This window comes from Candidatus Ancaeobacter aquaticus (assembly GCA_030765405.1).
GTDB classification, from domain to species: Bacteria; Auribacterota; Ancaeobacteria; order Ancaeobacterales; family Ancaeobacteraceae; genus Ancaeobacter; species Ancaeobacter aquaticus.
This window is the reverse complement of record JAVCCP010000067.1, coordinates 92,694-117,598: the sequence shown is the minus strand read 5'-3', so window position 1 is coordinate 117,598 and position 24,905 is coordinate 92,694. Positions and strand designations below refer to the sequence as shown.

26 protein-coding genes, 3 tRNA genes and 1 other RNA gene are annotated in these 24,905 nt (G+C 37.5%); all 30 read right to left on the bottom strand.

Annotated elements, in window-relative coordinates:
* Positions 1–13: 13 nt before the first annotated feature.
* The 30 genes from P9M13_09105 to P9M13_08960 all read right to left on the bottom strand — a co-directional run bounded on the left by P9M13_09105 (position 14) and on the right by P9M13_08960 (position 24,882).
* Positions 14–1,099 (bottom strand): 3-methyl-2-oxobutanoate dehydrogenase subunit VorB, encoded by a 1,086-nt coding sequence (locus tag P9M13_09105; GenBank protein ID MDP8263438.1) that lies wholly within the window; start codon positions 1,097–1,099, stop codon positions 14–16.
* Between the two features lie 24 nt (positions 1,100–1,123).
* Positions 1,124–1,354 carry a 4Fe-4S dicluster domain-containing protein gene (locus P9M13_09100; protein MDP8263437.1) on the bottom strand — a complete coding sequence of 77 codons (231 nt, stop codon included), beginning with the start codon at positions 1,352–1,354 and terminating at the stop codon, positions 1,124–1,126.
* A gap of 9 nt (positions 1,355–1,363) precedes the next feature.
* Positions 1,364–2,242, bottom strand: coding sequence for an NAD(+)/NADH kinase (locus tag P9M13_09095; protein ID MDP8263436.1), 879 nt, complete (start codon positions 2,240–2,242; stop codon positions 1,364–1,366).
* Between the two features lie 53 nt (positions 2,243–2,295).
* Complete coding sequence (locus tag P9M13_09090; protein ID MDP8263435.1) at positions 2,296–3,027, bottom strand: TlyA family RNA methyltransferase; 732 nt, start codon at positions 3,025–3,027, stop codon at positions 2,296–2,298.
* Between the two features lie 63 nt (positions 3,028–3,090).
* On the bottom strand, positions 3,091–5,040 hold the full coding sequence (dxs, locus tag P9M13_09085) for a 1-deoxy-D-xylulose-5-phosphate synthase (GenBank protein MDP8263434.1): 1,950 nt from the start codon (positions 5,038–5,040) through the stop codon (positions 3,091–3,093).
* A gap of 8 nt (positions 5,041–5,048) precedes the next feature.
* The gene (locus tag P9M13_09080) at positions 5,049–5,342 is read right to left on the bottom strand and encodes an exodeoxyribonuclease VII small subunit (GenBank protein MDP8263433.1); all 294 of its coding nucleotides are present in this window, start codon (positions 5,340–5,342) and stop codon (positions 5,049–5,051) included.
* Positions 5,339–6,562: an exodeoxyribonuclease VII large subunit gene (xseA, locus tag P9M13_09075; protein ID MDP8263432.1), complete on the bottom strand. Its 1,224-nt coding sequence runs from the start codon at positions 6,560–6,562 to the stop codon at positions 5,339–5,341. The genes P9M13_09080 and xseA overlap by 4 nt, the downstream gene beginning before the upstream one ends.
* A gap of 22 nt (positions 6,563–6,584) precedes the next feature.
* A complete protein-coding gene (locus tag P9M13_09070) occupies positions 6,585–7,376 on the bottom strand; it encodes a TIGR00282 family metallophosphoesterase (GenBank protein ID MDP8263431.1) in 792 nt (263 codons plus the stop codon).
* 49 nt (positions 7,377–7,425) lie between these two features.
* Positions 7,426–8,997 carry a ribonuclease Y gene (gene rny / locus P9M13_09065; protein ID MDP8263430.1) on the bottom strand — a complete coding sequence of 524 codons (1,572 nt, stop codon included), beginning with the start codon at positions 8,995–8,997 and terminating at the stop codon, positions 7,426–7,428.
* 83 nt (positions 8,998–9,080) lie between these two features.
* Complete coding sequence (locus P9M13_09060; protein MDP8263429.1) at positions 9,081–9,659, bottom strand: 5-formyltetrahydrofolate cyclo-ligase; 579 nt, start codon at positions 9,657–9,659, stop codon at positions 9,081–9,083.
* The gene (locus P9M13_09055; GenBank protein MDP8263428.1) at positions 9,635–10,966 is read right to left on the bottom strand and encodes a replication-associated recombination protein A; all 1,332 of its coding nucleotides are present in this window, start codon (positions 10,964–10,966) and stop codon (positions 9,635–9,637) included. Before P9M13_09055 ends, P9M13_09060 begins: the two co-directional genes overlap by 25 nt.
* A 126-nt stretch (positions 10,967–11,092) precedes the next feature.
* A non-coding RNA gene (ssrS, locus tag P9M13_09050) (6S RNA) lies at positions 11,093–11,274 on the bottom strand.
* Between the two features lie 238 nt (positions 11,275–11,512).
* Entirely contained in the window at positions 11,513–13,912 is a 2,400-nt protein-coding gene (gene pheT / locus P9M13_09045; protein MDP8263427.1) for a phenylalanine--tRNA ligase subunit beta, read from the bottom strand.
* A 20-nt stretch (positions 13,913–13,932) separates the two neighbouring features.
* A complete protein-coding gene (pheS, locus tag P9M13_09040; protein ID MDP8263426.1) occupies positions 13,933–14,958 on the bottom strand; it encodes a phenylalanine--tRNA ligase subunit alpha in 1,026 nt (341 codons plus the stop codon).
* Positions 14,959–15,232: 274 nt separating this feature from the next.
* On the bottom strand, positions 15,233–15,589 hold the full coding sequence (gene rplT / locus P9M13_09035; protein MDP8263425.1) for a 50S ribosomal protein L20: 357 nt from the start codon (positions 15,587–15,589) through the stop codon (positions 15,233–15,235).
* 51 nt (positions 15,590–15,640) lie between these two features.
* A complete protein-coding gene (gene rpmI, locus P9M13_09030; GenBank protein MDP8263424.1) occupies positions 15,641–15,850 on the bottom strand; it encodes a 50S ribosomal protein L35 in 210 nt (69 codons plus the stop codon).
* A gap of 119 nt (positions 15,851–15,969) precedes the next feature.
* The gene (gene infC, locus P9M13_09025; protein MDP8263423.1) at positions 15,970–16,476 is read right to left on the bottom strand and encodes a translation initiation factor IF-3; all 507 of its coding nucleotides are present in this window, start codon (positions 16,474–16,476) and stop codon (positions 15,970–15,972) included.
* A 77-nt stretch (positions 16,477–16,553) separates the two neighbouring features.
* A complete protein-coding gene (gene thrS / locus P9M13_09020) occupies positions 16,554–18,281 on the bottom strand; it encodes a threonine--tRNA ligase (GenBank protein MDP8263422.1) in 1,728 nt (575 codons plus the stop codon).
* Between the two features lie 51 nt (positions 18,282–18,332).
* Positions 18,333–18,409 (bottom strand) — tRNA-Val (locus P9M13_09015).
* Between the two features lie 364 nt (positions 18,410–18,773).
* Positions 18,774–18,983 (bottom strand): hypothetical protein, encoded by a 210-nt coding sequence (locus tag P9M13_09010; protein MDP8263421.1) that lies wholly within the window; start codon positions 18,981–18,983, stop codon positions 18,774–18,776.
* A 22-nt stretch (positions 18,984–19,005) separates the two neighbouring features.
* Positions 19,006–19,209 carry a hypothetical protein gene (locus P9M13_09005; protein ID MDP8263420.1) on the bottom strand — a complete coding sequence of 68 codons (204 nt, stop codon included), beginning with the start codon at positions 19,207–19,209 and terminating at the stop codon, positions 19,006–19,008.
* Positions 19,210–19,251: 42 nt separating this feature from the next.
* Positions 19,252–19,336 (bottom strand) — tRNA-Leu (locus P9M13_09000).
* An 88-nt stretch (positions 19,337–19,424) separates the two neighbouring features.
* Positions 19,425–19,499: transfer RNA gene (locus P9M13_08995), tRNA-Cys, on the bottom strand.
* Between the two features lie 94 nt (positions 19,500–19,593).
* Positions 19,594–21,291 (bottom strand): O-antigen ligase family protein, encoded by a 1,698-nt coding sequence (locus tag P9M13_08990; GenBank protein ID MDP8263419.1) that lies wholly within the window; start codon positions 21,289–21,291, stop codon positions 19,594–19,596.
* A gap of 90 nt (positions 21,292–21,381) precedes the next feature.
* Entirely contained in the window at positions 21,382–21,864 is a 483-nt protein-coding gene (locus P9M13_08985; protein MDP8263418.1) for a type II secretion system protein, read from the bottom strand.
* 67 nt (positions 21,865–21,931) lie between these two features.
* On the bottom strand, positions 21,932–22,585 hold the full coding sequence (locus P9M13_08980; protein ID MDP8263417.1) for a phosphopantothenoylcysteine decarboxylase: 654 nt from the start codon (positions 22,583–22,585) through the stop codon (positions 21,932–21,934).
* Positions 22,585–23,157 carry a bifunctional phosphopantothenoylcysteine decarboxylase/phosphopantothenate--cysteine ligase CoaBC gene (coaBC, locus tag P9M13_08975; protein ID MDP8263416.1) on the bottom strand — a complete coding sequence of 191 codons (573 nt, stop codon included), beginning with the start codon at positions 23,155–23,157 and terminating at the stop codon, positions 22,585–22,587. Before coaBC ends, P9M13_08980 begins: the two co-directional genes overlap by 1 nt.
* Before the next feature lie 2 nt (positions 23,158–23,159).
* Positions 23,160–23,357: a DNA-directed RNA polymerase subunit omega gene (rpoZ, locus tag P9M13_08970; protein ID MDP8263415.1), complete on the bottom strand. Its 198-nt coding sequence runs from the start codon at positions 23,355–23,357 to the stop codon at positions 23,160–23,162.
* A gap of 9 nt (positions 23,358–23,366) precedes the next feature.
* Positions 23,367–23,996 carry a guanylate kinase gene (gmk, locus tag P9M13_08965; GenBank protein MDP8263414.1) on the bottom strand — a complete coding sequence of 210 codons (630 nt, stop codon included), beginning with the start codon at positions 23,994–23,996 and terminating at the stop codon, positions 23,367–23,369.
* Between the two features lie 10 nt (positions 23,997–24,006).
* Positions 24,007–24,882, bottom strand: a complete 876-nt coding sequence (locus tag P9M13_08960) for a YicC/YloC family endoribonuclease (GenBank protein ID MDP8263413.1) — start codon at positions 24,880–24,882, stop codon at positions 24,007–24,009.
* Positions 24,883–24,905: the final 23 nt, after the last annotated feature.

The window sequence follows — 24,905 nt, the reverse complement described above, 5'->3', positions numbered from 1 at the left end:
CCAAACACACTATTTATGAATGAAATTTCTTTTTATAGAGTTGTGTAATTTCCTTTACTATCTCTTGCTTAGTCAACATATCCCCGCCACCGCGACCATAAAAACATACTTCACTCTTACCGTTTACTCCCAAGCGAACATCCTCTATCATTTGCCCAAAACTCATTTCAACGGTAAGAAATACTTTATTTTTTCCTGCATACTTTTCGCATAATGCGTATGGAAATGGCCATAAAGTAATGGGTCTAATAAGTCCAACTTTTAAACCTTTTTTTCTTAAGTCATTCATTGCAGATTTACATAATCGTGCAGAAATACCATAGGCTACTAATATCAAGTGTGCATCGCTGACATTATAAGTCTGGCACATCACTTCACTGCCTTCTATTTTCTTATATCGGTCTTGTAATTTACAATTATGGTTATATAACACTTTCTCCCCTAGATAGAGAGACTTAACTACATTGGGGTTTCTATTTTTACATCCTGTCAGAGACCATGTCTTATCAGGCAGAGTGTTCTTCTTTTCTTTTTCTATGCTCACCGGTTCCATCATCTGCCCTAAAACACCGTCGGCAAGAAGAATCACCGGCATACGGTATATGTCCGCTAAATCAAATGCATGAAACGTCAGATGAGCTACCTCCTGTACCGTATGTGGCGCCAAGACGATACATCGATAATCTCCATGCCCTCCGCCCTTAACTGCCTGAAAATAATCTGATTGTGCAGGACCAATATTTCCTAGTCCTGGTCCGCCACGCATAACATTTACAATAACTGCGGGAAGTTCTGACCCGGCAAGGTAAGAGATACCCTCCATCATAAGACTCATTCCAGGACTCGATGAAGAGGTTAAAACACGTTCTCCTACAGCAGCAGCTCCATGTACCATACTAATAGACGCGAGTTCACTTTCAGCCTGCAAAAATACTCCCCCGACTTCGGGAAGTCTCTTTGATAAATATGCGGAGATTTCATTCTGTGGAGTTATCGGGTATCCGAAATAGTATTTACAACCAGCTTGAACTGCTGCTTCTGCAAACACTTCATTTCCACACATAAGTTTTTTCTTCTCTTGAGATATTTTTTTATTCATGTAAAACCTATTACTCGTTAAAATCTATGTATTCTTCTCTTCCTTAAATACTTCAATCGCGGTATCAGGACACATTATTGCACACATCGTACAACTCGTGCATTTATCAAGATCATTGCATACGACATAATGTATCCCTTTTTTATTCATTTTTTTCGATAACGACAATATTTTTCTATTGCATGCGATAATGCACAGGCCGCATCCTTTGCATCGTTCAACATCTATCACCAATTTTACTGATTTTTTGTTCATCTATATCCTTTAAATGGTACTCTTACACTTAGAGTATCCACCCCATTTAAGTTTCTCACGTAAAATATCAAAATAGGTATTATCCGTAAAATACGCAAGATGCAAGCACTGCTTCGAACGCTCTATCATTACATTATCGTGGTACTCCAACTGTGCACCAACCTGCCCGTCTATGGTTAAAAAAATGCTATCATATTGTGAACAGATATCAATATATATTATTTTGTTCTCTGAGATAATAAGAGGTCTAGTTCTTAATGAATGTGGACATATTGGTGTCACAAGAATTGACGGAATATCAGGACACACTATTGAGCCTCCAGCAGACAAAGAATGTGCCGTTGATCCTGTCGGTGTAGCAACAATGAGACCGTCAGACGTGTAATTTGTTAAATATTCACTATCAATTGATACTTCAAGATTGATCATTCGTGCAAGCGCACTGTTCGTTACGACAACATCATTTGCCGCGTGAAATACTTCAACTGGTTGCCCTTTTCTTATAACACTGGCCTTGAGCATAACTCTTTTTTCTATATTAATTTTTCCTTGAAGTATGCCCAATAAAGATTCTTTCACATCTTGATATCGGATTGCCGTTAAAAAACCGAGGCCTCCTAAATTTATCCCGAGAAGCGGTGTTTTTATACCCTTCATTTTCTTTGCAGTTGAAAGAATTGTACCATCTCCTCCAAGAACAAGAACTATATCCGTCTTTTTAATAATAGCATCAAACGATGTTCCAATTTCCGGCCTTTTTAATTTTTGTGCAATCCATGACTCAGCTTTCAATTTTACGCCATGCTGATCACAAAAACACATTATGTCTTCGGCAACATCAATTGAATGTTTTTTTGTTTTGTGGGCAATAAGACCAAATTGTTTCATAAAGTACCTTTTTATATCATTTAATTATAAAGTATCATTACGTTTCCTACACACTATTTTAAGCCAAGATATAATAAAAACTCAATATTTCCCGCAGGCCCTGTGATTGGCGAAACGGTTAGTCCTTGAAAATCAAAACCAATATCCTGTGCAAATGCAATTATTGAGTCATTTACTTTCTTGTGCACAGCTGGATCCTTCACAACACCTTTTTTAGCATCAGCTCTATCAGCTTCAAACTGCGGCTTAATAAGTGCAATCACAATAGCATTCGTTTTAAGAAATTTTTTTACAGAAGGTAATATTTTTTTTAATGAAATAAAAGATACATCAATAGTTGCTATATCAACTTTATCAGGAACATCTTTTTCACTCAAATATCTTGCATTTATATTTTCACGCACTATTACACGTTCATCATTACGGAGCACCCATGCAAGCTGGCCTCTCCCTACATCTACTGAATATACTTTAAGAGCCCCATTCTTTAGAAGGCAATCGGTAAACCCTCCCGTAGAGGCCCCCACATCAAGCGCTATCTTATCGTGTACCGATAAAGAGAATTTTTCTACAGCCTTTTGTAGTTTAAACCCTCCTCTACTGACAAATGGTTCGCTTTCTTTTACGGCAAAAACATCATCTTCACTAATAATATATGATGGCTTATCAACTACACAATCGTTTACTTTGACCTTTCCTGCAATAACCAACCGTTTTGCCTTTTCTCTGCTTTCAACAAGCCCTCTTTCATGTAATGCTTGATCTAAACGCTTTTTTATCTTCATATGAATTAACCTACCATCTACACTACAGATTTTGCGCTATGAAATAAACCATCATGAGGAATACTAACCCTTGAAATTTATAATCTTAGCATGGGGCACTTCCCCCTCATTGAGAGAATGCATGAGGGTAGAATTGTGACCAAATATTTTCATAGCTATGCAACGAGCTACAGCTTCAGGTGTGAGCGATAATGCATCTAAAAGCTCATTTCGACTACCGTGTTCGACAAAGGTATCACCTATACCAATTCGTAAAATCGATATATCTTTAATTTGTTCTTCTTCGCATATTTCAAAAAGAGCGGTCCCAAAACCACCGGCGAGTGCATGCTCTTCAATAGTAATAAACGTCTTAGTTTTTTCACTTATTTTCTTAATAAGTTCTCTATCAAGCGGTTTTATAAAGCGCATATTCACCACACCAATATCAATACCATAAGAAGAAAGAATAGTACGAGCACCATGAGCAACACTTACCATTTCACCTAAAGCATATATTACACCATCTTTACCGCTACACATGTAGTCCGCTTCACCAATAGAAAGTGAATCAAGAGATTGATTTTTATCGTACTCTGCACTCGTGCATCGCGGATAACGAATTGCAACCGGTCCGTTATGATTAAGCGCAAGATTAAACATGCTTCGCATTTCCTTAACATCTCGCGGCTGCATAATGACCATATTTGGGATGTGTCTCAGATAACTAATATCAAAAACACCGTGATGTGTGGGGCCGTCTTCCCCGACTACCCCGGCTCTGTCTATCGCAAAAATAACGGGCAAATTCTGTAAACATACATCATGGACAATCTGGTCATATGCACGCTGCAAAAATGTTGAGTATATTGCCACTACCGGCCGATGTCCTTGCAGCGCTAATCCTGCAGCAAATGTTACCGCGTGCTCTTCAGCGATACCGACATCAAAGAATCTATTAGGAAATAACTCAGAAAATTTTAAAAGACCCGTACCGTGCGTCATAGCCGCAGTAATTGCAACAACACGGCTGTCTGACCTGGCACAATCAGTGATAATATCACCAAATTCTTCAGTATAAGTCTTGTTTTTAACTTTTTTCAGGACTTCTCCTGACTCAAGGTCAAAAGAACCCGTTCCATGAAAAATCTCAGGATCATTCTCGCTATGAATGTATCCTTTACCTTTTTTTGTTATGACATGTAAAAATATCGGTTTATCAGTCTTTTTTATACTCTGAAATATTCTTATCAATGATTTAATATCATGTCCGTCAACTGGGCCGATATACCTAAATCCCATCTCCTCAAATATAATCCCAGGAACCATAAGACCTTTTAAAGATTCCTCAATTTTCTGCGCTAACCGTATAGATGGTTTTCCAATCTTCGGTATTTTTTCAATAAGATGCTCAATATCAACCTTTACAGTGTTATAAATATTTGATGTAAGTATTCTGTTAAGGTAGGCACTCATTGCGCCAACACTGCGTGATATTGCCATTTTATTATCATTTAAAATAACTATGAAATTCCTTCCTATACTTCCCGCATTATTAAGCGCTTCATAAGCCATTCCTCCGGTCATTGATCCATCACCAATGATCGCAACTACTTTTTTGTCGTGTTCACCTCTCAGATCACGGCCTTTAGCTAATCCCAGTGCGGCAGATATAGACGTCGAACTATGTCCGGTACCAAATGCATCGTGTGGACTTTCATGTACCTTTGGAAAGCCGCTTAAACCATTCTTCTTGCGTATAGTTTCAAATTCTTTTTTTCTTCCCGTAATGATTTTGTGAGGATAACACTGATGACCTACATCCCAAACAAATTTATCTTCAGGGGATTCAAACACATAATGAAGAGCAATAGTAAGCTCAACGGCGCCAAGACTTGATGCGAGATGCCCTCCATTTTTTGACACCACATCAATAATTTTTGTTCTCATCTCATCTGCAAGTAAATCAAGCTGGTCAGCATGAAGCTTTTTTAAATCCTGCGGATTTTCAATCATATCTAAATAATGTGCCATACCTATCCTTAAAATAAATCTTCTTCCGAAAGATTCTCGTTATCGTTATCTATAAACGCTTCATTTTTAGAAACGTTTTTTTCAGGAACAAATTTCTTTTTCTTCACTTTACCGTCTAATCCTTTTTGAAGCATTTCAATCTTTTTCTCGGCTTCATCAAGTTTTTTTAGACAAAATCGCGACAATTTAATTCCCTCTTCATATTTTTTTAATGACTCATCTAGAGATAACTCACCGGCCTCCATATCACCGACTATTGTTTCTAAGTTTTGTAATGCATCTTCAAATTTTATTTCTTTCATAGCTCATTATCCTCAATTTGTATCACTTGAGATGAAATTTTTCCTCTTTTAAGTACTGTTGTCATAATATCACCTTTTTCAGCTACCCGAGCATCTTTCAGGACTTTTTCACGGCATAAGGTAACACTATAGCCTCGTTCTAGAACCTGCAATGGACTCAACATTTCCAATTTATGACTATGCAATATGAAGTCTTTCCTTTTAAGTGTCAAAAGATGCTCCACTTCTGCATCAAGACTGCTTGTTTTATTATCTACATGCTGCTGATATTGGCGAATAATAGTTTTAGGATCTTTGAAAAAGCGATTTTCCAATGCCAATTTTATGCGATTATCCCCGTCCTGTATAGCATTTTCTATAGCGCTCGAAAGCCTGCCTTCAAGGTTGTTAATTGTATCAATGAATTCACTTTTTTTCCCTATAACAAGTTCAGCGGCAGCTGAAGGCGTCGGACACCTCAAATCAGCGGTAAAATCGCTTATAGTATAGTCAATTTCGTGACCAACAGCCGATATTACCGGTATAGATGAACGGTATATAGCACGCGCAACGGCTTCTTCATTAAAAGCCCATAAATCTTCTAGACTCCCGCCTCCACGTGTAACAATAATGACATCAATATTTCCCAGTTCATTACATTGATCTATCGCAGCGGCAATCTCTTCTGATGAACCATCCCCCTGAACACGCACTGGATTAATAAGAATTGAAATATTCGAAAATCGTCTTTCAATTATATTAAGTATGTCCCGAATTGCGGCACCGGTCGGACTAGTCACTATCCCAATTGATTGGGGCAATTGCGGTATCGATTTTTTTACAGATTCATCAAAAAGGCCTTCTGCTCGCAATTTCTTTTTTAATGCTTCAAATGCAAGTTGTAACGCTCCAACACCCTTTGGTTCAATCTTCAAAATACGTAATTGGCATTTTCCCTGCTTTTCATAAACATCAACCCGCGCATATGCAAGCACTTTTAATCCATCGGCAAGAGCATGTTTAAGAGTGTTCCTTCCATACCCTTTAAAATGAACTGCTGATATTTGAGCATTCGCGTCTTTAAGAGAAAAATACATATGACCAGACGATGGTATTCTCAGATTTGTAATCTCACCTTCAATCCAAAACTCTTGAAAATGCGACTCAAGTACGCATTTAATTCCTGTCGTTATTTCACTTACCGAAAATATCTTTTCCTGCAAAGTTATTTCTGAATTCATATCTAACTTTCACCTGTCAAAACTAACCATCATTATTCATGCTAATGGCTATTCTCTCAATATTCGTGGCTTTCCCTGACAGTTCATCAACAGTGACAACAACGCCGCAGAGCTTTACATCCTCAGACGCTACACCGAATCTTACCGGCATTTGTGTAGTAAAGCGTTTCAACACAGATTCAATATCTCTACCTAATACTGACCGATACGGACCGGTCATGCCCAGGTCTGTAATAAATGCCATCCCTTTAGGAAGTATCTGTTCGTCTGCAGTTTGTATATGAGTATGCGTACCGACAAGTGCTGACACAGTACCATCAATATACCATGCCATAGCATTCTTTTCTGATGTTGCTTCAGCATGCACATCAACAATAATGATCGGTGTTTCCTTAGAAAGGCATGCTATTTCTTCTTTTATTACATTAAAAGGAGAATCTATCGACTTCATAAATACTTGCCCAACAACATTTACAACCCCAACTTTATATCCATTTTTAGAGGCAGCTATAACACTACCTTTTCCCGGCACATTACGCGGATAATTAAGTGGTCGTAATAAATTCTCATGGCCCTGCATGTAGTTATAGATCTCTTTTTGATCCCAGACATGATCTCCCATCGTAAGAACATCAACACCCAAAGAAAACAATTCATCGGCTATTTTTGCGGTAATACCGGACCCAGCAGCAGCATTCTCACCATTTGCAATAAAAAAATCTATCCCATATTCTTCTTTAATGCGCGGATACAATGCTTCGACCGCCTGTCGTCCGGGTCTCCCAACAATATCACCAATAATCAATATATTCATAAAAACCTTAATAGACTAGAGACCTCAGACCAGAGACCCCAGACTTTTTTTATTTTGCATACTCGATAGCACGTGTTTCACGGATAACCGTTACTTTTATCTGCCCGGGATAATCAAGCTCATCTTGTATTTTCTTGGTTATATTTCGAGCAATAAATACAGCTTCATTGTCATCAACCTTATCAGGTATAACAATAACGCGTATTTCCCTACCTGCTTGAATCGCGTACGTTTTATCAACGCCTTTGAAGGAATTAGCAATACGTTCAAGTTCACCCAATCTCTTTATATATGCTTCTAAAGTTTCAGATCTCGCCCCGGGACGTGAACCGGATATCGCATCTGCCGCAGCTACAAGAGTGGCAATGACAGATTGCGGTTCTTCATCATTATGGTGCGATTTAATAGCATTAATAACCAGGTCACCTTCGCCATATTTCTTCGCTAAATCACCGCCAATAACAGCATGTGAACCTTCAATATCATGGTCTGCAGCTTTACCCAGGTCATGTAAAAGCCCTGCTCGTTTCGCCAGCTGTACATCCTGACCCAACTCCGATGCCATCACCCCCATAAGATAACTTACTTCTCGTGAATGATTCAGAACATTTTGACCATAACTTGTTCTAAACCTTAGTCTCCCTAATAGCTTTATAACTTCAGGATGCAAGCCATGAACACCAGTGTCGAATGAGGCCTGTTCGCCCGCATCTTTAATGACTTGAGCGATTTCTTTCTTTGCCTTCGCGACAACTTCTTCAATTCGTGTAGGATGTATTCTCCCATCAACAATCAATTTCTCGAGCGCATTTTTTGCAATCTCTTTTCTCACAGCGTCAAAACCTGATAAAATTACTGCTTCAGGGGTATCATCAATAATTATGTCTATTCCCGTTGCTGCTTCAAGAGCGCGAATATTTCTTCCTTCACGTCCAATAATTCTGCCTTTCATTTCATCGCTTGGCAACGCAACAGTTGAAATAGTTGTTTCAGATGTATGATCAGCAGCACACCGCTGAATCGCAGAACTGATAATTTCTTTAGCTTTTTTATCCGCGGAATCTTTTGTTTCTATTTCAATCTGTTTCAACATGCTTGCCGCTTCATGTCTTACCTCATCTTCTAACCTAGATAAGAGCATTTTCTTAGCTTCTTCTTTGTTTAGCCCCGTAATCTTCATCAAATTATCCATTTCTTTACGGATACATGAATCTAACTCTGCTATCTTGTCATTAATACGTTGCTCTTTATTTTTAAGTTCTCTATCACGCGCATTTATTTCATTATCTTTCTTTTCAATAAGCTCAACTTTCCTATCAAGATTTTCCTCTTTTTGCAAAATTCGTTTTTCAAGACCAGTAAGCTCCTGTTTTCTATCCTTAGACTCACGTTCAAACTCAGCACGAGTTTTATGCAGCTCATCTTTTGCAAACACTGTAGCTTCACGTTTAATTGATCCTGTTTCTTTTTGCGCATCAGCAATTATTTTTTTTGCCACTTTTTCTGCATTCTCCAATTTACCTTCTGCAAGAACTTTTCTTATTACGTACCCGATAAAAAAAGTAATAACTGAACTGACTCCCAATATCATAAGCCAATGTAGCATTGTCATCTCTATCATACACACCTCCTGTTTAACTCCAAACCTTCGTCACTCGTCGCCGAGTTACTGTTTGAAGCATTTTCTTTATTGTTCATATTATTTTAACTTTCTATTCTAGTAATACCATTTTCTGTAACCAAAACATTTACTGCAACATCGTGCACATCTGTTTTTATCTCGTTAACAACCTGACACTGATAACACAATCCTATTTTAGTCTTTTTCGATGCATTCTCATGAAGAAAAATATCATAACAGCCTTTACCATATCCTATTCTGTGTCCCTTGACGTCAAAAGCTATTCCGGGAACAATACACACCTCTATAGTTTCTGGGTTAACGACATGGATAATATCTTCACGTGGCTGCATAATACCGTACGCACCGATTTCCAAATCATCATACTCTTTAATATGAGCCGCTATTATTTTGTTATCTCCTTTTTTACAATACGGAACAATCACATGCTTTTTATTACACACCAACCATTGTAGAATCGTGTGAGTGCATACCTCACTTTCTTTTGATACATACATCATTACTGAACGAGCATTCACAAATTCTGGAACATTCATAAGGTGGTTCTCTATCCGGCTACTCTTATGAACCATTTCATCTTTCGTTAACGCATCTCGAACGCTACGTGTTAAATTCCTTATATCTTTTTTTGTTTTTTCCACTGAAGCAATCTTTCTTTAATTATTTTCTCATACCCATTATCACTTGGCACATAATACTCTTTTTCAAGCTCGACATACGCCTCATCTACATAGTGCCCTTCATGATCGTGCGGATACTTATAACCTTGCCCATACCCCATTCTTTTTGACGATGCAGATGCAGCATTTCTCAAATGAAGAGGAACCTCTTGAACTCTTCCTTCTTTAACATCAGCAGTCGCATCACACAGTGCAACATATGATCTGTTGCTTTTTGGTGCTGTGGCAAGATACGTCACCGCATGCGCAAGCACTATACGCGCTTCAGGTAGCCCCACATATTCAACTGCCTGCATACAGCTTGTAGCTATTACCAAGGCATCCGAGTCAGCATTACCAATATCTTCAGATGCAAATATAATCATCCTGCGAGCAATAAAACGTATATCTTCTCCCGCATCAAGCATTTTTGAAAGCCAATATATTGCCGCATTAGGATCAGAGCCTCTCAAACTCTTTATAAAAGCTGAAATAGTATCATAGTGCTGATCACCATTACGATCATACACAACCGCTTTTGTGCGTATAGATTCAGCGGCAACCTCCATCGTAAAATGTATAATCCCTTTTTCATCAGGGGGAGTGCTGGTAATACCTGTCTCAAGCGCATTGAGCGCTTTACGGGCATCTCCATCAGAAACAACTGCGATATGGCGCAATGCCTCTTCATACATTTGTATCTGCAACGATCCGTATCCTTTAATCTCATTTTTTATAGCCTTTGTACATATACGCATAATTGATTCAACTGAAAGTGGTTTTAAACGGAACAGCGATGCGCGTGATACGAGAGGTGCATTAATTGCAAAGCTTGGATTATGTGTTGTTGCACCGATAAAAGTAATGACACCGTTTTCAATATGTGGCAAAAGCACATCCTGTTGCGCCTTATTAAATCTATGTACTTCATCAATAAACAGTAGTGTTTTCTGATTGCTATAACGCAAAGTTTCTTTTGCTCTAGCGATTGCTTTTCTTAAATCATCCACATTTGACGTAACAGCAGAAAGTTGAACAAAACTACTCTTCGTTGTTTGAGCAGCTAAAAAAGCCAACGTTGTTTTCCCGGTTCCCGGAGGACCATATAATATGCATGAAGAAATATTCCCTGATTGCATCCAACGCCACCATAATTTTCCTTCACTAACAATGTCTTCTTGCCCACAAAAGTCATCTAAGGAATATGGACGCATACGCGCAGCAAGCGGCATATATGCCTCTACATCATGAGAATCTTCATTATTTGTATGTAATTCAAATAGTTCCATATCGATAACTCAAAAAGTAAAAGTAAAAAATCAAAAGTAAAAACCATTATTTTCTACTTTTTCGTTTTTCTTTTTACCTTTTTCCTTTTCACTTTTCTAGTTTTCCCTTTTTACTTTTTACTTAAAAAAAACCCCGCTTAAGCCGTCACTGGCATAAATCTTTATACCTGTTATCCAGGTAGGTGCTCTCACAACCGCTTCCCGCTATTCTGTTTCCAGACAATGCAGTATTCGATTAGATATTGAGCTCCTAATATATAGGCGTTGGTGAAAGATTTATTGCCGTATACGCGCAAAAGCAGGGCATATTTTATAATTATTGGCTAAAGAGTAATAATTCCCTTTATTGAATGCATTTAAAATCTTTGAACAGACCGTTACCTTCCTAAGATTATTATCTCGGAAGATACCGGCATTTTTATTATTTACTAACTCAAACAACTTCACACTAACAGATATTACATATACACATAGTTCTCGAATAACTGTATTTCGTTCATAGATTTTAAATAGCACTATATCTTTCACTGATAAACACCTTATACGTTACATTTCTCTCGTTTCAGAATTTAATTCACTGTGTAACTTTTTTACTATTTTTGAATGCACCTCGTTAACTTCATCATCAGTTAACGTACGATCATTCGATCGATAACATATTCTATAAGCCGCACTCTTTTTATTTTCCGGTATTTTCCCTCCCTTAAATATATCAAACAATTTTATATCCTTCACTAAATCAGAACCAAATTTTTGCACAATATTAATCACTTTTTCTGACGGACAATCACAGTCAATAACTAACGCAATATCACGAGTTACAGACGGATATTTAGGAATATCTCTTACACGTACTTTTGAGACCCTATTTTGAGAGATACCCTCAACATCAAGTTCTGCAATAACCACTGTCTTTTTAATATCAAAGTACTCACACACCTCCGGATGCACCTTTCCAAACACACCAATCTTTTCTTCTCCACAGTACACGTCTGATCTCATCCCCGGCTGAAAAACATTGTCATTACTTTCAATAAAAGAATACCGATTGAGACCAAATGATGCAATAAGTGTTTCAATGATTCCCTTAATATAAAAAAAATCAAAATCCTCCTGGTTGTTATACCATTTTTTATCTTCTACTTCCCCCATACATCCAATCAACACCTTCTTCTTTTCACTATACTGTTTATCGCCATTTGTGTAGATATTTCCCAACTCATAACACTTCATCCCCTGCGCACCTCTCTTATAATTAAGTGCTAATGTATCAAGCATACTGGGAATAAGTGTTGTTCTCATCACATTTTGTTCATCACTTATTGGATTCATGATTAAAACTGCAAACGACGAGCTCTTTCTTCTTTCAACTAACCAATTAAGTGTATTCTTATTAATAAAGCTATAACTTATTGTTTCCATCAATCCTTGAGAAATTAAGTTTTCACGCAATGTTTTCGTTATATCTATATCGCTCGTTTCCTGGGGAACTGATATTGGAACACGAGGAAGCTGCATAGGCACATTGATATACCCGTAAATACGCGCAATTTCTTCGATCATATCTGCTTCCTGTGTTATATCAACTCTGTTTGTTGGGACATCTACGTGAAAAGTATTATCTTTTTCGTCTTTTATGGTACATCCTAGTTTTTTAATTATATTTTTTATCTCCTTTTGCGAGAGTTCCGTTCCAAGCATTCTATTCACTCGAGATACACGAACAGATATTTCTGTTCTTGATGCAAGCTCTCCCTTATCTTCTGAATAGTTTTTCTCGCGACTCCCACCTGCAACCTGCTCTATAAGCTCAGTGGCTCGGCTTAGTGCATAATAGAGACCATACGGATCAACCCCGCGTTCAAATCTATAAGAAGAATCAGAGGATAAACCCAGCTTTTTAGACGTTCTTCTTACTGTTGAGGGGATAAAATATGCGCTTTCTATAAAAATATTCTTTGTTGTATCACTAATTTCGGAGTTGTTACCACCCATCACACCTGCTAAAGCAACGGGTTTTATTTTATCAGCGATAACTAACATCTCGGCATCTAAATCGCGTCTCACCTCATCTATCGTAGTAATAGATTCTTTTGGCGCAGCATTCCTTATAATAATTTCTTTACCCTCTATCAAATCATAATCAAATGCATGTATGGGATGTCCGCATTCAAACAAAACATAATTAGTTATATCAACAATATTGTTTATTGACCGCAAACCGACATGTTCAAGTCTTTGCTGTAGCCATTTTGGCGAAGAGCTAACCGTCACATTACGAACCGTCTGGCCTGTATAACAGGGACATAATTCTTTATTTTTGATTGCAACCGTTATCTCTTCACTTTTCCCACTTTTAAGAGAACAGTCTTTACTTGAAGGAACACAAAGTTTTGCTCCGGTGAGTAACGCTACCTCTCGTGCAACACCAATAATACTTAAACAATCAGGCCTATTTGGCGTCACACCCAAACTCAGCACATAATCATCAAGCCCAAGAACAGTTTTTATATCACTTCCAATTTTTGTATCACGATCTAAAATCAAAAGGCCATGATGCTCATCACCACGTCCTAATTCTTTTGCAGAACACATCATGCCGCAGGATGTCACTCCACGAAGCACCGTTTTTTCAATCTTCATACCGCCACATAAGGTTGCCCCTATTCTAGCAACGGGGACATGGTCACCCTCGATCATATTCTTAGCCCCACACACTATCGTAAGAGTCTCTCCACTGACATCAACGGTACACACAGATAATCTATCTGCATTAGGATGCGCGTCAATTTTCATAATCTTACCGACAACGACGTTTTCCAACCCTTCACCAAGATCTTCAACTGATTCGACCTCAACACCACCCATCGTCAAGATATCGGCTAGCTCAGAAGGCGACTCTTTGCAATCAACAAATTCTTTTAACCATTTATATGAAACTAACATTCCACACCTTTTTTATTACATTAAAATTGTGAAAGAAAACGTATATCATTCTCAAAAAATAACCGGATATCTCCAATCCTGTATTTCAACATTGCAATTCTCTCAACACCTATTCCAAAAGCAAAACCGGTATATTTTTCATAATCATACCCAACAGATTTAAATACCTCTGGATGAATCATACCTGCGCCAAGTATCTCTATCCATCCCGTACCTTTACATATACGGCATCCCTTACCGTTACACATCACGCACGTTATATCTACTTCAGCGCTCGGTTCAGTAAAAGGAAAAAAACTCGGTCGAAATCGTAACGCAGTATCTTCTCCAAACAGCTCCTTCAAAAATGTAGTCAAGACACCTTTTAAATCAGCAAAACTTACATCAGTATCTATCATGAAACCTTCTATTTGATGAAACATAGGAGAATGAGTAATATCAGAATCACGCCGATAGACTTTACCTGGAGCGACAATACGCAGTGGGGGATCACATTTTTCCATAACATGTATCTGTACCGGTGAGGTATGTGTTCTTAAGAGAATATCTTCATCTACATAAAAAGTATCCTGCATATCTCTTGCGGGATGCAATTTTGGAATATTGAGCGCTTCAAAGTTATAATGTTCGCTCTCAATTTCAGGACCTTCTTTGATCGCAAACCCCATATAAGAAAAAATACGCAACGCTTCATCTAAAACCATTGCAATAGGGTGCGCTTTTCCTAAAGATCGAACTTTACCGGGTAATGTGTAATCAATCTTTTCCGTGTGAAATTTCTTCTCTGATTCAAGTTTCTTTGTCACCGAGAAACTTCTGTCAATTTCATCAGAAATACTTTTTTTTACATCATTAACGGCTTTACCGATAAGAGGTCTTTCGACAGAATCAACATTGCCTAAACCGCGCAAAAATTCGGTGAGTTTTCCTTTTTTACCTAAGAATTGTACCCGCACATTATCAAGTGAAACAAGCGACTGTGCATTTTTTATCTCGGTAAAAGCAGTATCTTTTAAATCATTAAGTTGATTGATTTTATCATTCATTGATTTCGCATTCCTTTTCAGACGAAAGAACGTCTAAAAAAAATGCCTAACAGTACTGCAATTAACTACGCCCCGCAAAAAGACACAGTATGCAATGAATAATGTTTGCCAAATAAGACAGGATACTCATGATAACAGTGTAGTATTTTCCTCTGTTTCAATAGAGTAGTGTCATGATATGTATATAAAAAATTCATAATTACCATTTCATCCGTCTTCATTGACTGCGCAAAGAATATTCATTTTTAGTACTGTCAAACGTTTTATATATGTATTATGCGGCACTCGCCTTAACTTCTTCAACGAGTTTACCAAATACAACTTCATTTTTAACAGCAAGATCAGCTAATATTTTACGATCTATTTCAATGCTTGATTTCTTTAATCCATTGATAAATTTACTGTATGAAATATCATTAATTCTGCACGCAGCATTAATTCTAATAATCCATAAACCGCGCATTTCTCTTTTACGAACCTTTCTATCTCGATATTGATAGGTAAGTTTCTTCATAACAGCGTTAGAAGCTGTTCTGTAGAGAACTCCTCTTGAACCTTCAAAGCCCTTGGCTTGTTTTAATACTTTTTTTCTCCTGCGCCGTGACGCGGGGTTATTGGTTGCTCTTGACATTGTTCCTCCCGTTAATAGAATACAATTTATTATCTTTCACAATTACAAATACTACCCTTTAATACCCTTTCCAGGTAACATTTTTCTTACTTGCTTTATATTTGTTTTATCAACTAAACATGGGGTTTTTAACTGTCTCTTTTTCTTGCCTGGTTTTCCTGTAGCAAGATGTCCGGCGTAGGCCTTAGACCGTTTTACTTTACCGGTTTTCGACACCTTAAATCTCTTCGCAGCTGCTCTATTTGTTTTTAACTTTGGCATATATCTATCTCCTCTTTCTAAGTAATAATAACATAATCCATTTTAAGCACCATACATAAAACAAGTATTTCTATCTATTGGCTTATCGGTCAAATCATATATTTGTGGAGATAAACAGCTTATGAGTGGGTTTTGAGCGGCGCAATAACCATATTCATCATACGGCCCATCATTTTGGGTCTCGATTCAACTGCACCAAACGTTTCCACATCCTGAATAAATCGGTCAAACAGCTTTTTCCCATATTCAGTATGAGCCATTTCCCTACCTCTATAAACGAGTACGACCTTAACCTTATCGCCCTTAGCCAAAAAAGTCTGAGCGTGCTTCATCTTTGTCTGATAATCATGATCATCAATCGATGGCCGAAGCTTAATTTCTTTCACTTTAATGAAATGCTGCTTCTTACGCGACTCACGCTCCTTCTTGGTTTGTTCATACCTATACTTACCAAAATCCATCACTCTGCACACTGGTGGATTTGCAGTAGGAGCCACTTCAACAAGGTCAAGATTGCTATCTTCCGCGATTTTTAATGCTTCTTCAAGCGGAAGCACACCCAACTGTCTACCCTCACTATCAATTGTTCTCAACTGACGAGCTCTAATCTCTGTGTTAATTCGAATATTCTGAGAAATTAGTAAACACCCCCTTCATCGTATTTTAAGTTACATTATCATATAATAATATCAAAAATAATACACTATTTTTTTAATGCTATTTCTTCTACAAGGGCAGAAATAAATTCATCTGTCTTTTTTACCCCTAAATCACCGATCTTGCGTCTTCTTACGGATACCGCTTCTTGTTCAGCCTCTTTTGCTCCTATGACAAGCATATACGGAATTTTTTCCAGCTCAGCTTCCCGTATCTTATATCCAATTTTTTCATTTCTGTCATCTAAAACAGTGTAGATTCCCTTATTTCTTAATGTGTCACTCACCTTCTTGGCATACATTTTTTGATCATCGGAAATCGGCATTACTTTTACCTGTATTGGCGCAAGCCAAACCGGAAAATCGCCCGCAAAATGCTCGATCAATACACCTATGAAACGTTCCATGCTCCCTAACACCGTTCGGTGAACCATAACAACCTGGTGTGCTTTTCCATCCTCAGCAATATAGTTTACATCGAAACGTTCAGGAATATTAAAATCAACCTGAATAGTAGGTCCTTGCCATCCACGCCCTAACGCATCGATCATTTTTATATCGATCTTAGGACCGTAGAATACGCCTTCTCCGGGATCTACTTTATACTCTATTTCTAATGATTGTAAAGCATCGGTAAGTGCTGCAGTCGATTTTTCCCAATTTTCACTGCTTCCAACAAATTTCTCAGGTTGTGTACTTAAATTTATTTCATATTGAAAACCAAACAATTCCATCATATATCGTGCCAGTGATATAACACTTATGATCTCATCTTTAAGCTGATCAAGTGTACAGAATATATGCGCATCGTCCTGAGTAAAACCACGGACTCTCATTAAACCGTGAAGAACCCCGCTTTTTTCATAACGGTACACGGTTCCCAATTCAGCCCATCTGAGCGGAAGATCCCTGTAGCTCCTCAACTTTGTTTTATACATAAGTATATGGCCGGGACAATTCATTGGTTTTACAATATATTCTTTACCATCAATATCCATTGGCGAATAAAGATTTTCCTTATAAAAGTCCCAATGCCCACTTTTTTTCCACAAATCAAGTTTAGCTATGTGAGGGGTATACACCACATCATACCCATGACGGTAGTGGACATCACGCCAAAAAGTCTCGATAGTATTTCGCAGTCTTCCTCCCTTTGGATGCCAATAGATCAGCCCGGCACCACCCTCTTCGTGAATACTATAAAGATCTAATTCTTTACCAATCTTTCTATGGTCTCTTTTACGCGCTTCTTCCAATTTATGCAGATACGTCCTCAGACTCTTTTTATCAAAGAAAGCCGTCCCATATATGCGCTGGAGCATCTTATTGTGTTCATCTCCCCGCCAATACGCACCGGCAACACTCAATAACTTGTAGCATTTTAAATCACCCGTCGAAGAAATATGAGGCCCTTTGCATAAATCGATAAAATCATTATTACTGTAAATTGATATTGTTCCCTCAGGCAAATCTTTAATCAATTCAACTTTATATTCTTCTGAGCTATCCTGAAAAAGTTTTAATGCATCTTCCTTGGATAGTTCTTTTCTCTCAAAAGATATATTCTCCTTAACGATCTTATCCATTTCTTCTTCAATACGGGCTAAGTCATCAGGAGTAAACGGCACATCAACTTCGAAATCATAGTAAAATCCGTCCTCTATTGACGGACCAATAGCAAGCTTAGCCTTTGGAAAAAGCTTTTTTACGGCAAATGCCATGATATGAGAGGCACTGTGCCGATATACATCAATATCTATTTTTTGCATATTCATAAAAATTTACCTAACTACCTTATCTAACGTAACAAACAATATACATTAAAATGGTGGGCGTAATTGGGTTCGAACCAATGACCTCCTGCGTGTCGAGCAGGCACTCTAACCAGCTGAGCTATACGCCCCCAAAAAAAATAATTCAAACATCATGTATTGCCACTAAAACGAACTGTTAATAAATTGTGGATAACTTGTGTAATAGAATATATATTCGGTACACTATTTTTATAACTTATTGCGCTACACCTAATAAATGCATTCTATCTATCAACAAGAGCACCACCACTGACTTCCAGTCGATTTGCACCCATAAGTACTTCATAATAAACATCTTAAAGAACTCATGTTACCCATCGTTATATATATAATCCTACCTAAACAGATAAACAGCATGCGATAATCTCTTTAAGAATCATTTGCCGTAATTATCGCATGCCGTTTGTGTGGATAAATATCCAAATCCTACGGATATAACGCACTTTATAACGATTATCTACCTGGGGTGTAATCTTTCCCAGAATTTGATTCCTGACTTACACCGTGAGGATCTTCAGTATCAAGCTTTTTAATTGTTTTTGCGATCTCTTGATCTTTCTTCAATCCTTCAGATTCTTTTTGTGCACCCTCATCAGTCGCACAACCAACTAAAAACATACATACAACGCTTACAGCAAACAAACTAATGAGACTCTTTTTCATGCTATACCTCCTTGGTATATTGTTAACTTTCATTAACTACATTATCTTCAGAGACGTCGTTCACATTTTTATCATCCTCAACAGGTTTTTCAAAGTCAACATTTGCATATGTTGTTTTGCATTCTGCACAGGTAATTTTCACTTTCTCTGCAGATGGGTCACCACTGACCTTCATCCATGAATGTGCATCACATTTTTCACAATAATATTTAGCTGAATATCCCACGCATTCCTCCTGTTTCTTATACACTTTACACTATTAACTAACTGCCGGGAGCCGGAATCGAACCGGCACAAAGTTAAACTTCGAGGGATTTTAAGTCCCTTGCGTCTACCAATTCCGCCATCCCGGCGAAAAAACACACTATACCGCGATACAATATCTCAGAAGAATTCCTTTTTATAAGAAACTCTTGCAAACCAATTTAAACACAATATATATGGAGGCGGCATCCAGAATCGAACTGGAGAATAAAGGTTTTGCAAACCTCTGCCTTACCGCTTGGCTATGCCGCCAAAAAACTAAAGGAAACTAACAAAAAAACATCCGAAAGTCAAGTAAAACCGATGCTTTAATATCTGAAGTGGCCGCAAAAGAGTAATATGCCCTTTATTTTTGTGTCGCAGCGACATCACTCCATTTTTCTTTCATCTCATTCAATAACGATTTTGCGTCCCTATCGTAAGGATTTAGAGCCAGCCATTGCAGCAATGAGCCCTTAGCTTCTAGCCCCATTCCTTTTGCATTGTACAAGATAGCAAGATTATAATCTACGCGAGCATAGTACGGAGCAAAACTCTTAATGTATTCATAGTAGTGTATAGCTGCATCATTATTACCTGTTTGACTAAGTGCATACGCACATTTGTAAGTAATATCCAGTCTAAAAGGCATATATTGAAGACCTTTTTCATAGTTTTGTACTACAAGCGGCCAATTCTCCACTCTTCGAGCTTTCATTCCTTGACCAAAATACACTTCCGCGCGTAATGGTTTATATACCCCATAAAAAACATACACACCTAAAAGGACTGCTATAAACGTGCACAATACCACTCTAAGAGACATACCCCATTTCGTAGTACTTGGTACAGGGATAACTTTTCCCATTATAATTCCCGTTAACATCCAAAAATAAATTGCTATCGATGGGACCATTAAATGCATATCTATGAAAGACAGGATAAAAAGCCCTATTACGCCAAGAAAAATACCTCCTGTAAGATCAATATATCCCTTACGTTTAATATACCCATACATTTTACAACTCATCCATACAAAATAAGTTATAAAAAAGAAGAGTCCAAATATACCGCTCTGGATCCATATATTAAGAAATTCATTAAGTGCATGTGTTGATACCTGGGCATATTTTGGGCACAAAAAATATTCAACAGGCCTGAAAAATGGGAAATGGATAAAGAATGTTCCGAGCCCATACCCCCCGAAAGGATGCTCAGCTATCATTTTTAACGTGCCACTCCATATGTATGGTCTTACATCTGCCCGTATTTCACTTATAAAAAAATCACTATTACAAACAAAAGCCGCAAGAAGAACACCCATAAGCATAATGAGAAGCGCTACTATTTTTTTGTTATGAAGAAGTAGCTGTATTTCGGTATATAAAAATACGACAAAAAGTACTGCAATAAATGCCCCACGTGATTTTGTAACAAAAAGAACTCCCCCAAGAGCAATGAGCAAGACTATATTAAGTAAACTTTCACTATGCTTTTTATGAATAATCGCGTCTTTTATCGATACAAACAAAACAGGAACAGTTAAAACCACAAACGCGGCCAAAAAATTTCTATTGCCGATCGTGCCGTAACACTCAACACCGCTCATAAATTGCCACAATACAACTCCCACGAGGCCTACCATCGATAGTTTCCAAAACAGCACTACTTGACGGATTTTTCTGTCAGTATTCACAAAATACATCGATATGATACACAATAATAGATATGAAATAAGCTCAAAAAAAGAAGCTATACTTATAAAGACTGACACAGACCAAAATATTGATAAAAAAGCACAAAAAAAATAAAGAATAAGAGGGATTAATAGCTTTGATCGTATATATATGAGATTGCCTTTTACCATAAACTGAATCAGTGCAAAGAAACAAATCACTGTAAGAATGATCTGGGTAAATATCAGTTTAGAATAATATTGACGTCCAAAAGCAAACAGAAAATTATCAGGAGTATATATAAGGGGAACAAAAAAGAAAACTGCAAGAAGTAATCCAAAAATAACTTTATGAGAAATTGGACTTTCTACAGGATTTGTATCATTCATAGATATAAACTCGTCTGTGGAATCTAGACAAATAAAAATGGGTCAGGCATTTTTATGCCTGACCCATTTTATTATTCTTTAAGTACCATATCAATCAGGGTTAGAAATCGTGCTTGGCACTGTTCTATCATCACCCACGTGACCATCAACAAAAAGTACATTCACCTTTTTTGGTGCAGGGTGGTATGTATCTTTTTTATCAGATGCCATCGGACAGTCTGAGGTTGTTGCTTCACTAAGGCCTTTATTGTACCCATAATCACCACTTGCAGGCCCTGTTACATCGGCGGCCGCTGTGCCTGATGAAGGACATCTGAACACCTGCACATTATCAAGATAATCTGTACCCAATGCGGATATCGTAGGTGGATACGCTTGATCGTAGTCATTTTGATATGATTTGATAGCGATACCAATCTGACGTAAATTACTTTGACAATTAAGCTTCAAGGCTTGCTTACGAGCTCTATTTAGCCCAGGAAGCAATAACCCCACAAGAATACCAATAATTGCGATTACAACTAAAAGCTCAACAAGAGTAAAACCTTTTTTCATCTTTTTTACCTTACTCATACTATACGCCCCCTTTCTTTGTATAATACAATCTACCTTATTTTAGCAAAAATGTCAAGAGATAATATTATCTACTGCCTACTTTATTGTTAAACTCAAAAAGTATGTCTTGTATTATTTTTTTTGCAAGTTGTTCTTTTGTAAGTAGGCCGTATTCTTTAACCTCTTCTTTTTGCGTAATGCCATATGCCTCGTTAAAATCGGTAGCAAAGCCACTACCGCTGCCACCTACTTTGTTTGCAATGATCATATCCAGTTTCTTCTCTTTTAATTTGATCAGAGCATTCCCAATAATAGTATCCGTCTCTGCGGCAAACCCAACGAGATAATATGAATGTTTTCGCCTGCCTAACAGTCTCAATATGTCGGTATTCCTTGCAAGCGGTAACGACATCATATGCGTAGAATCTTTTTTAATTTTTCGAGTTGATCGCTTCAACGGCCTGAAATCTGACACTGCCGCAGTCATTATAACAATATCTTTTTTTTCTATGTTTTCGAGAACTGCGTTTTTCATTTCACGCGCAGAGGTTACCTCTACCGTTTTTATCTTACTCGGTTTTTTTATATGTGTTGGTCCCGTGATAAGTAAAACGTCATGCCCTAATTTCTGAGCTGTGCGCGCTAACGCATACCCCATTTTACCTGAAGATGGATTTGATATAAAACGAACAGGATCTATATATTCGATGGTTGGTCCGGCAGTGACAAGAAATTTCATTAGTGCGCTAATTTTTCTTTTTTTAAGACGTCTTCCACTTTATTAATAATTGTGTCCGGCTCACTCATTCTTCCCAGCCCTACATGACCGCATGCAAGATATCCTTTTTCAGGCCCCACGCACAGAACCCCATGTGTCTCAAGCTTATGAATATTTTCCTGAACAATCGGACTATCATACATACCACTATTCATAGTAGGAGCAATAATTACCGGTGCCTTTGTTGCCATAAATGTAGCGCTCAGCATATCATCAGCTATACCGGAAGCACATTTACCGATAGTATTTGCTGAGGCAGGAGCAATAAGAACCAGATCTGCTTCTTCAGCAAGATGCACGTGTTCTACTGAGCTATATTCTCCGGGATCGAACATGTTCACCGAAACAAACTTCCCGGTAAGCGCTTGGAATGTAAGAGGACAAACAAATTCACACGCAGATCTTGTCATAATCACATATACGCTTGCTCCAAGCTGGGTAAGCGAACTTGCTAAATAACATGCCTTGTAACAAGCGACTGAACCTGTCACACCAAGAATAATATTCTTATCTTTAAACAATGAGGAAGCCATAATTATGATTTAATATTATATTTAAGCTTACCTTGTTTTATTTCTTCAAGTGCAATCAAGGTTTGATTGGTGTGTTTTGTTTCTATCATTGGTTTTGCACCCATTGCAAGCTGACGTGCCCGCAATGAAATCAATACAACTGTTTTATAAATATTCATACTTTTACCCTTAATAATACTCTCATTTGTTACTGTTCTCATACACCCCCCCTATTTTATCCCAAATTCACTTAAGATATTTTTATTATGTTTTGTCCTACATTTTTCCGCACAAATAATATTTTTTAATTCGTGTATTGAATCTGTTATTGTATCATTATATACAACATAATCATAATTTACAAAATTGGCAATTTCTTCCTTCGCCCGATGAATCCTTTTTTCGATTTCCTGCTCACTATCGGTATTTCTTTTTCTGAGTCTGTTTTCAAGAACCTTCAGTGATGGCGGAATAATAAAAATAAATATTCCATCATACTTATGTTTAATCTGAAGTGCCCCTTGAATATCAACATCTAGCAAGATGTCTTTGCCTTCATTGATAGAATCTACAACCGAGCTTACTTTCGTTCCATAGTAATGATCAAAGACGATAGCGTACTCAAGCAGTTCACCTCGAGATATTGCTTCTTCAAATTCCTGTTTTGAAATAAATATATAATCCACTCCATCTTTTTCTCCTCGACGCTGGGATCTTGTCGTATATGAGATAGAGTATTCTAAATCAGGCAATGTTTTTCGGAGCTCTCTAATTAAGGTTGATTTACCTGCTCCGGAAGGGGCTGAGATAATCATTAATAAACCCTTCTTTGCATCAGAATCTACAGAAGTCCTACCCACCACATTCTCCCTATTCAATATTTTGGATTTGTTCTCTGAGTTTTTCTATTTCGCCTTTAATACGTATTACTCTCTGCGACGTTTTAACGCTATTGGCTTTAGAACCTATGGTATTTGATTCTCTGATCATTTCCTGAACTATAAAATCCAGCGTTTTTCCAACTGGCTTTTTCATTCTTAGCATTGAAAGAAACTGCCCTAAATGGCTTTGCAAACGCACTATTTCCTCTGAGACATCAACCTTATCGGCAAAAAGCGCCGCTTCTTTAGATATCTGCTCATCTATCTTTTTATCCTGTGCATATTTCTTTATTCGTTTTCTTAATTTTCGCTCATACTCATTAACGGTTCGCGGAGTGATTTTCTTTATTATTTCTAAGTCATTCTTTATTGCCTTGAGACGTTTCTTAAGATCAGTCTCTAATGCTTTTCCTTCAACACTCCTCATCTGATTAAGGCTCAATAGAGATTTTCGCATAGCATTCTTCAATGGTTTAGCAAGAGTAGTTGAGTCAATGCGTATTTCATTGTAGCTGAGAACATCTTTTGATGATACCAATGCGGAGATATCTATATCCCCTTTTAACTTAAATTTCTTTTTCAAGGAATTGCAACAATCAACATATTTCTGAGCAACAGTATAATTTATGTTGAGTGTTTTAGTGTAAGAAGGAGATCTCTCAAAATAAACATATACATTAATCTTACCGCGTTCAATATGTGCTTCAATCTCTTTACGCAAATCATTCTCAAGCTGCAATATATCGCGCGGGACATTTATATTAATCTCCAGATGTTTCCTGTTTACACTTTGGATCTGGATAAAAACCTTCCCGCATTTTGTGCGTACATTTGATTGCCCGTATCCGGTCATACTTTTAATCATATTTACCTATTTATCCTTCTTGC

What these genes read in the sequence shown, in the direction of transcription:
- P9M13_09105 (MDP8263438.1), bottom strand. Translation starts at nt 1,099, where the DNA reads ATGAATAAAAAAATATCTCAAGAGAAGAAAAAACTTATGTGTGGAAAT.
- P9M13_09100 (MDP8263437.1), bottom strand. Translation starts at nt 1,354, where the DNA reads ATGAACAAAAAATCAGTAAAATTGGTGATAGATGTTGAACGATGCAAA.
- P9M13_09095 (MDP8263436.1), bottom strand. Translation starts at nt 2,242, where the DNA reads ATGAAACAATTTGGTCTTATTGCCCACAAAACAAAAAAACATTCAATT.
- P9M13_09090 (MDP8263435.1), bottom strand. Translation starts at nt 3,027, where the DNA reads ATGAAGATAAAAAAGCGTTTAGATCAAGCATTACATGAAAGAGGGCTT.
- dxs (MDP8263434.1), bottom strand. Translation starts at nt 5,040, where the DNA reads ATGGCACATTATTTAGATATGATTGAAAATCCGCAGGATTTAAAAAAG.
- P9M13_09080 (MDP8263433.1), bottom strand. Translation starts at nt 5,342, where the DNA reads ATGAAAGAAATAAAATTTGAAGATGCATTACAAAACTTAGAAACAATA.
- xseA (MDP8263432.1), bottom strand. Translation starts at nt 6,562, where the DNA reads ATGAATTCAGAAATAACTTTGCAGGAAAAGATATTTTCGGTAAGTGAA.
- P9M13_09070 (MDP8263431.1), bottom strand. Translation starts at nt 7,376, where the DNA reads ATGAATATATTGATTATTGGTGATATTGTTGGGAGACCCGGACGACAG.
- rny (MDP8263430.1), bottom strand. Translation starts at nt 8,997, where the DNA reads ATGATAGAGATGACAATGCTACATTGGCTTATGATATTGGGAGTCAGT.
- P9M13_09055 (MDP8263428.1), bottom strand. Translation starts at nt 10,966, where the DNA reads ATGGAACTATTTGAATTACATACAAATAATGAAGATTCTCATGATGTA.
- pheT (MDP8263427.1), bottom strand. Translation starts at nt 13,912, where the DNA reads ATGTTAGTTTCATATAAATGGTTAAAAGAATTTGTTGATTGCAAAGAG.
- pheS (MDP8263426.1), bottom strand. Translation starts at nt 14,958, where the DNA reads ATGAATGATAAAATCAATCAACTTAATGATTTAAAAGATACTGCTTTT.
- rplT (MDP8263425.1), bottom strand. Translation starts at nt 15,589, where the DNA reads ATGTCAAGAGCAACCAATAACCCCGCGTCACGGCGCAGGAGAAAAAAA.
- rpmI (MDP8263424.1), bottom strand. Translation starts at nt 15,850, where the DNA reads ATGCCAAAGTTAAAAACAAATAGAGCAGCTGCGAAGAGATTTAAGGTG.
- thrS (MDP8263422.1), bottom strand. Translation starts at nt 18,281, where the DNA reads ATGAATATGCAAAAAATAGATATTGATGTATATCGGCACAGTGCCTCT.
- P9M13_09010 (MDP8263421.1), bottom strand. Translation starts at nt 18,983, where the DNA reads ATGAAAAAGAGTCTCATTAGTTTGTTTGCTGTAAGCGTTGTATGTATG.
- P9M13_08990 (MDP8263419.1), bottom strand. Translation starts at nt 21,291, where the DNA reads ATGAATGATACAAATCCTGTAGAAAGTCCAATTTCTCATAAAGTTATT.
- P9M13_08985 (MDP8263418.1), bottom strand. Translation starts at nt 21,864, where the DNA reads ATGAGTAAGGTAAAAAAGATGAAAAAAGGTTTTACTCTTGTTGAGCTT.
- P9M13_08980 (MDP8263417.1), bottom strand. Translation starts at nt 22,585, where the DNA reads ATGAAATTTCTTGTCACTGCCGGACCAACCATCGAATATATAGATCCT.
- coaBC (MDP8263416.1), bottom strand. Translation starts at nt 23,157, where the DNA reads ATGGCTTCCTCATTGTTTAAAGATAAGAATATTATTCTTGGTGTGACA.
- rpoZ (MDP8263415.1), bottom strand. Translation starts at nt 23,357, where the DNA reads ATGAGAACAGTAACAAATGAGAGTATTATTAAGGGTAAAAGTATGAAT.
- P9M13_08960 (MDP8263413.1), bottom strand. Translation starts at nt 24,882, where the DNA reads ATGATTAAAAGTATGACCGGATACGGGCAATCAAATGTACGCACAAAA.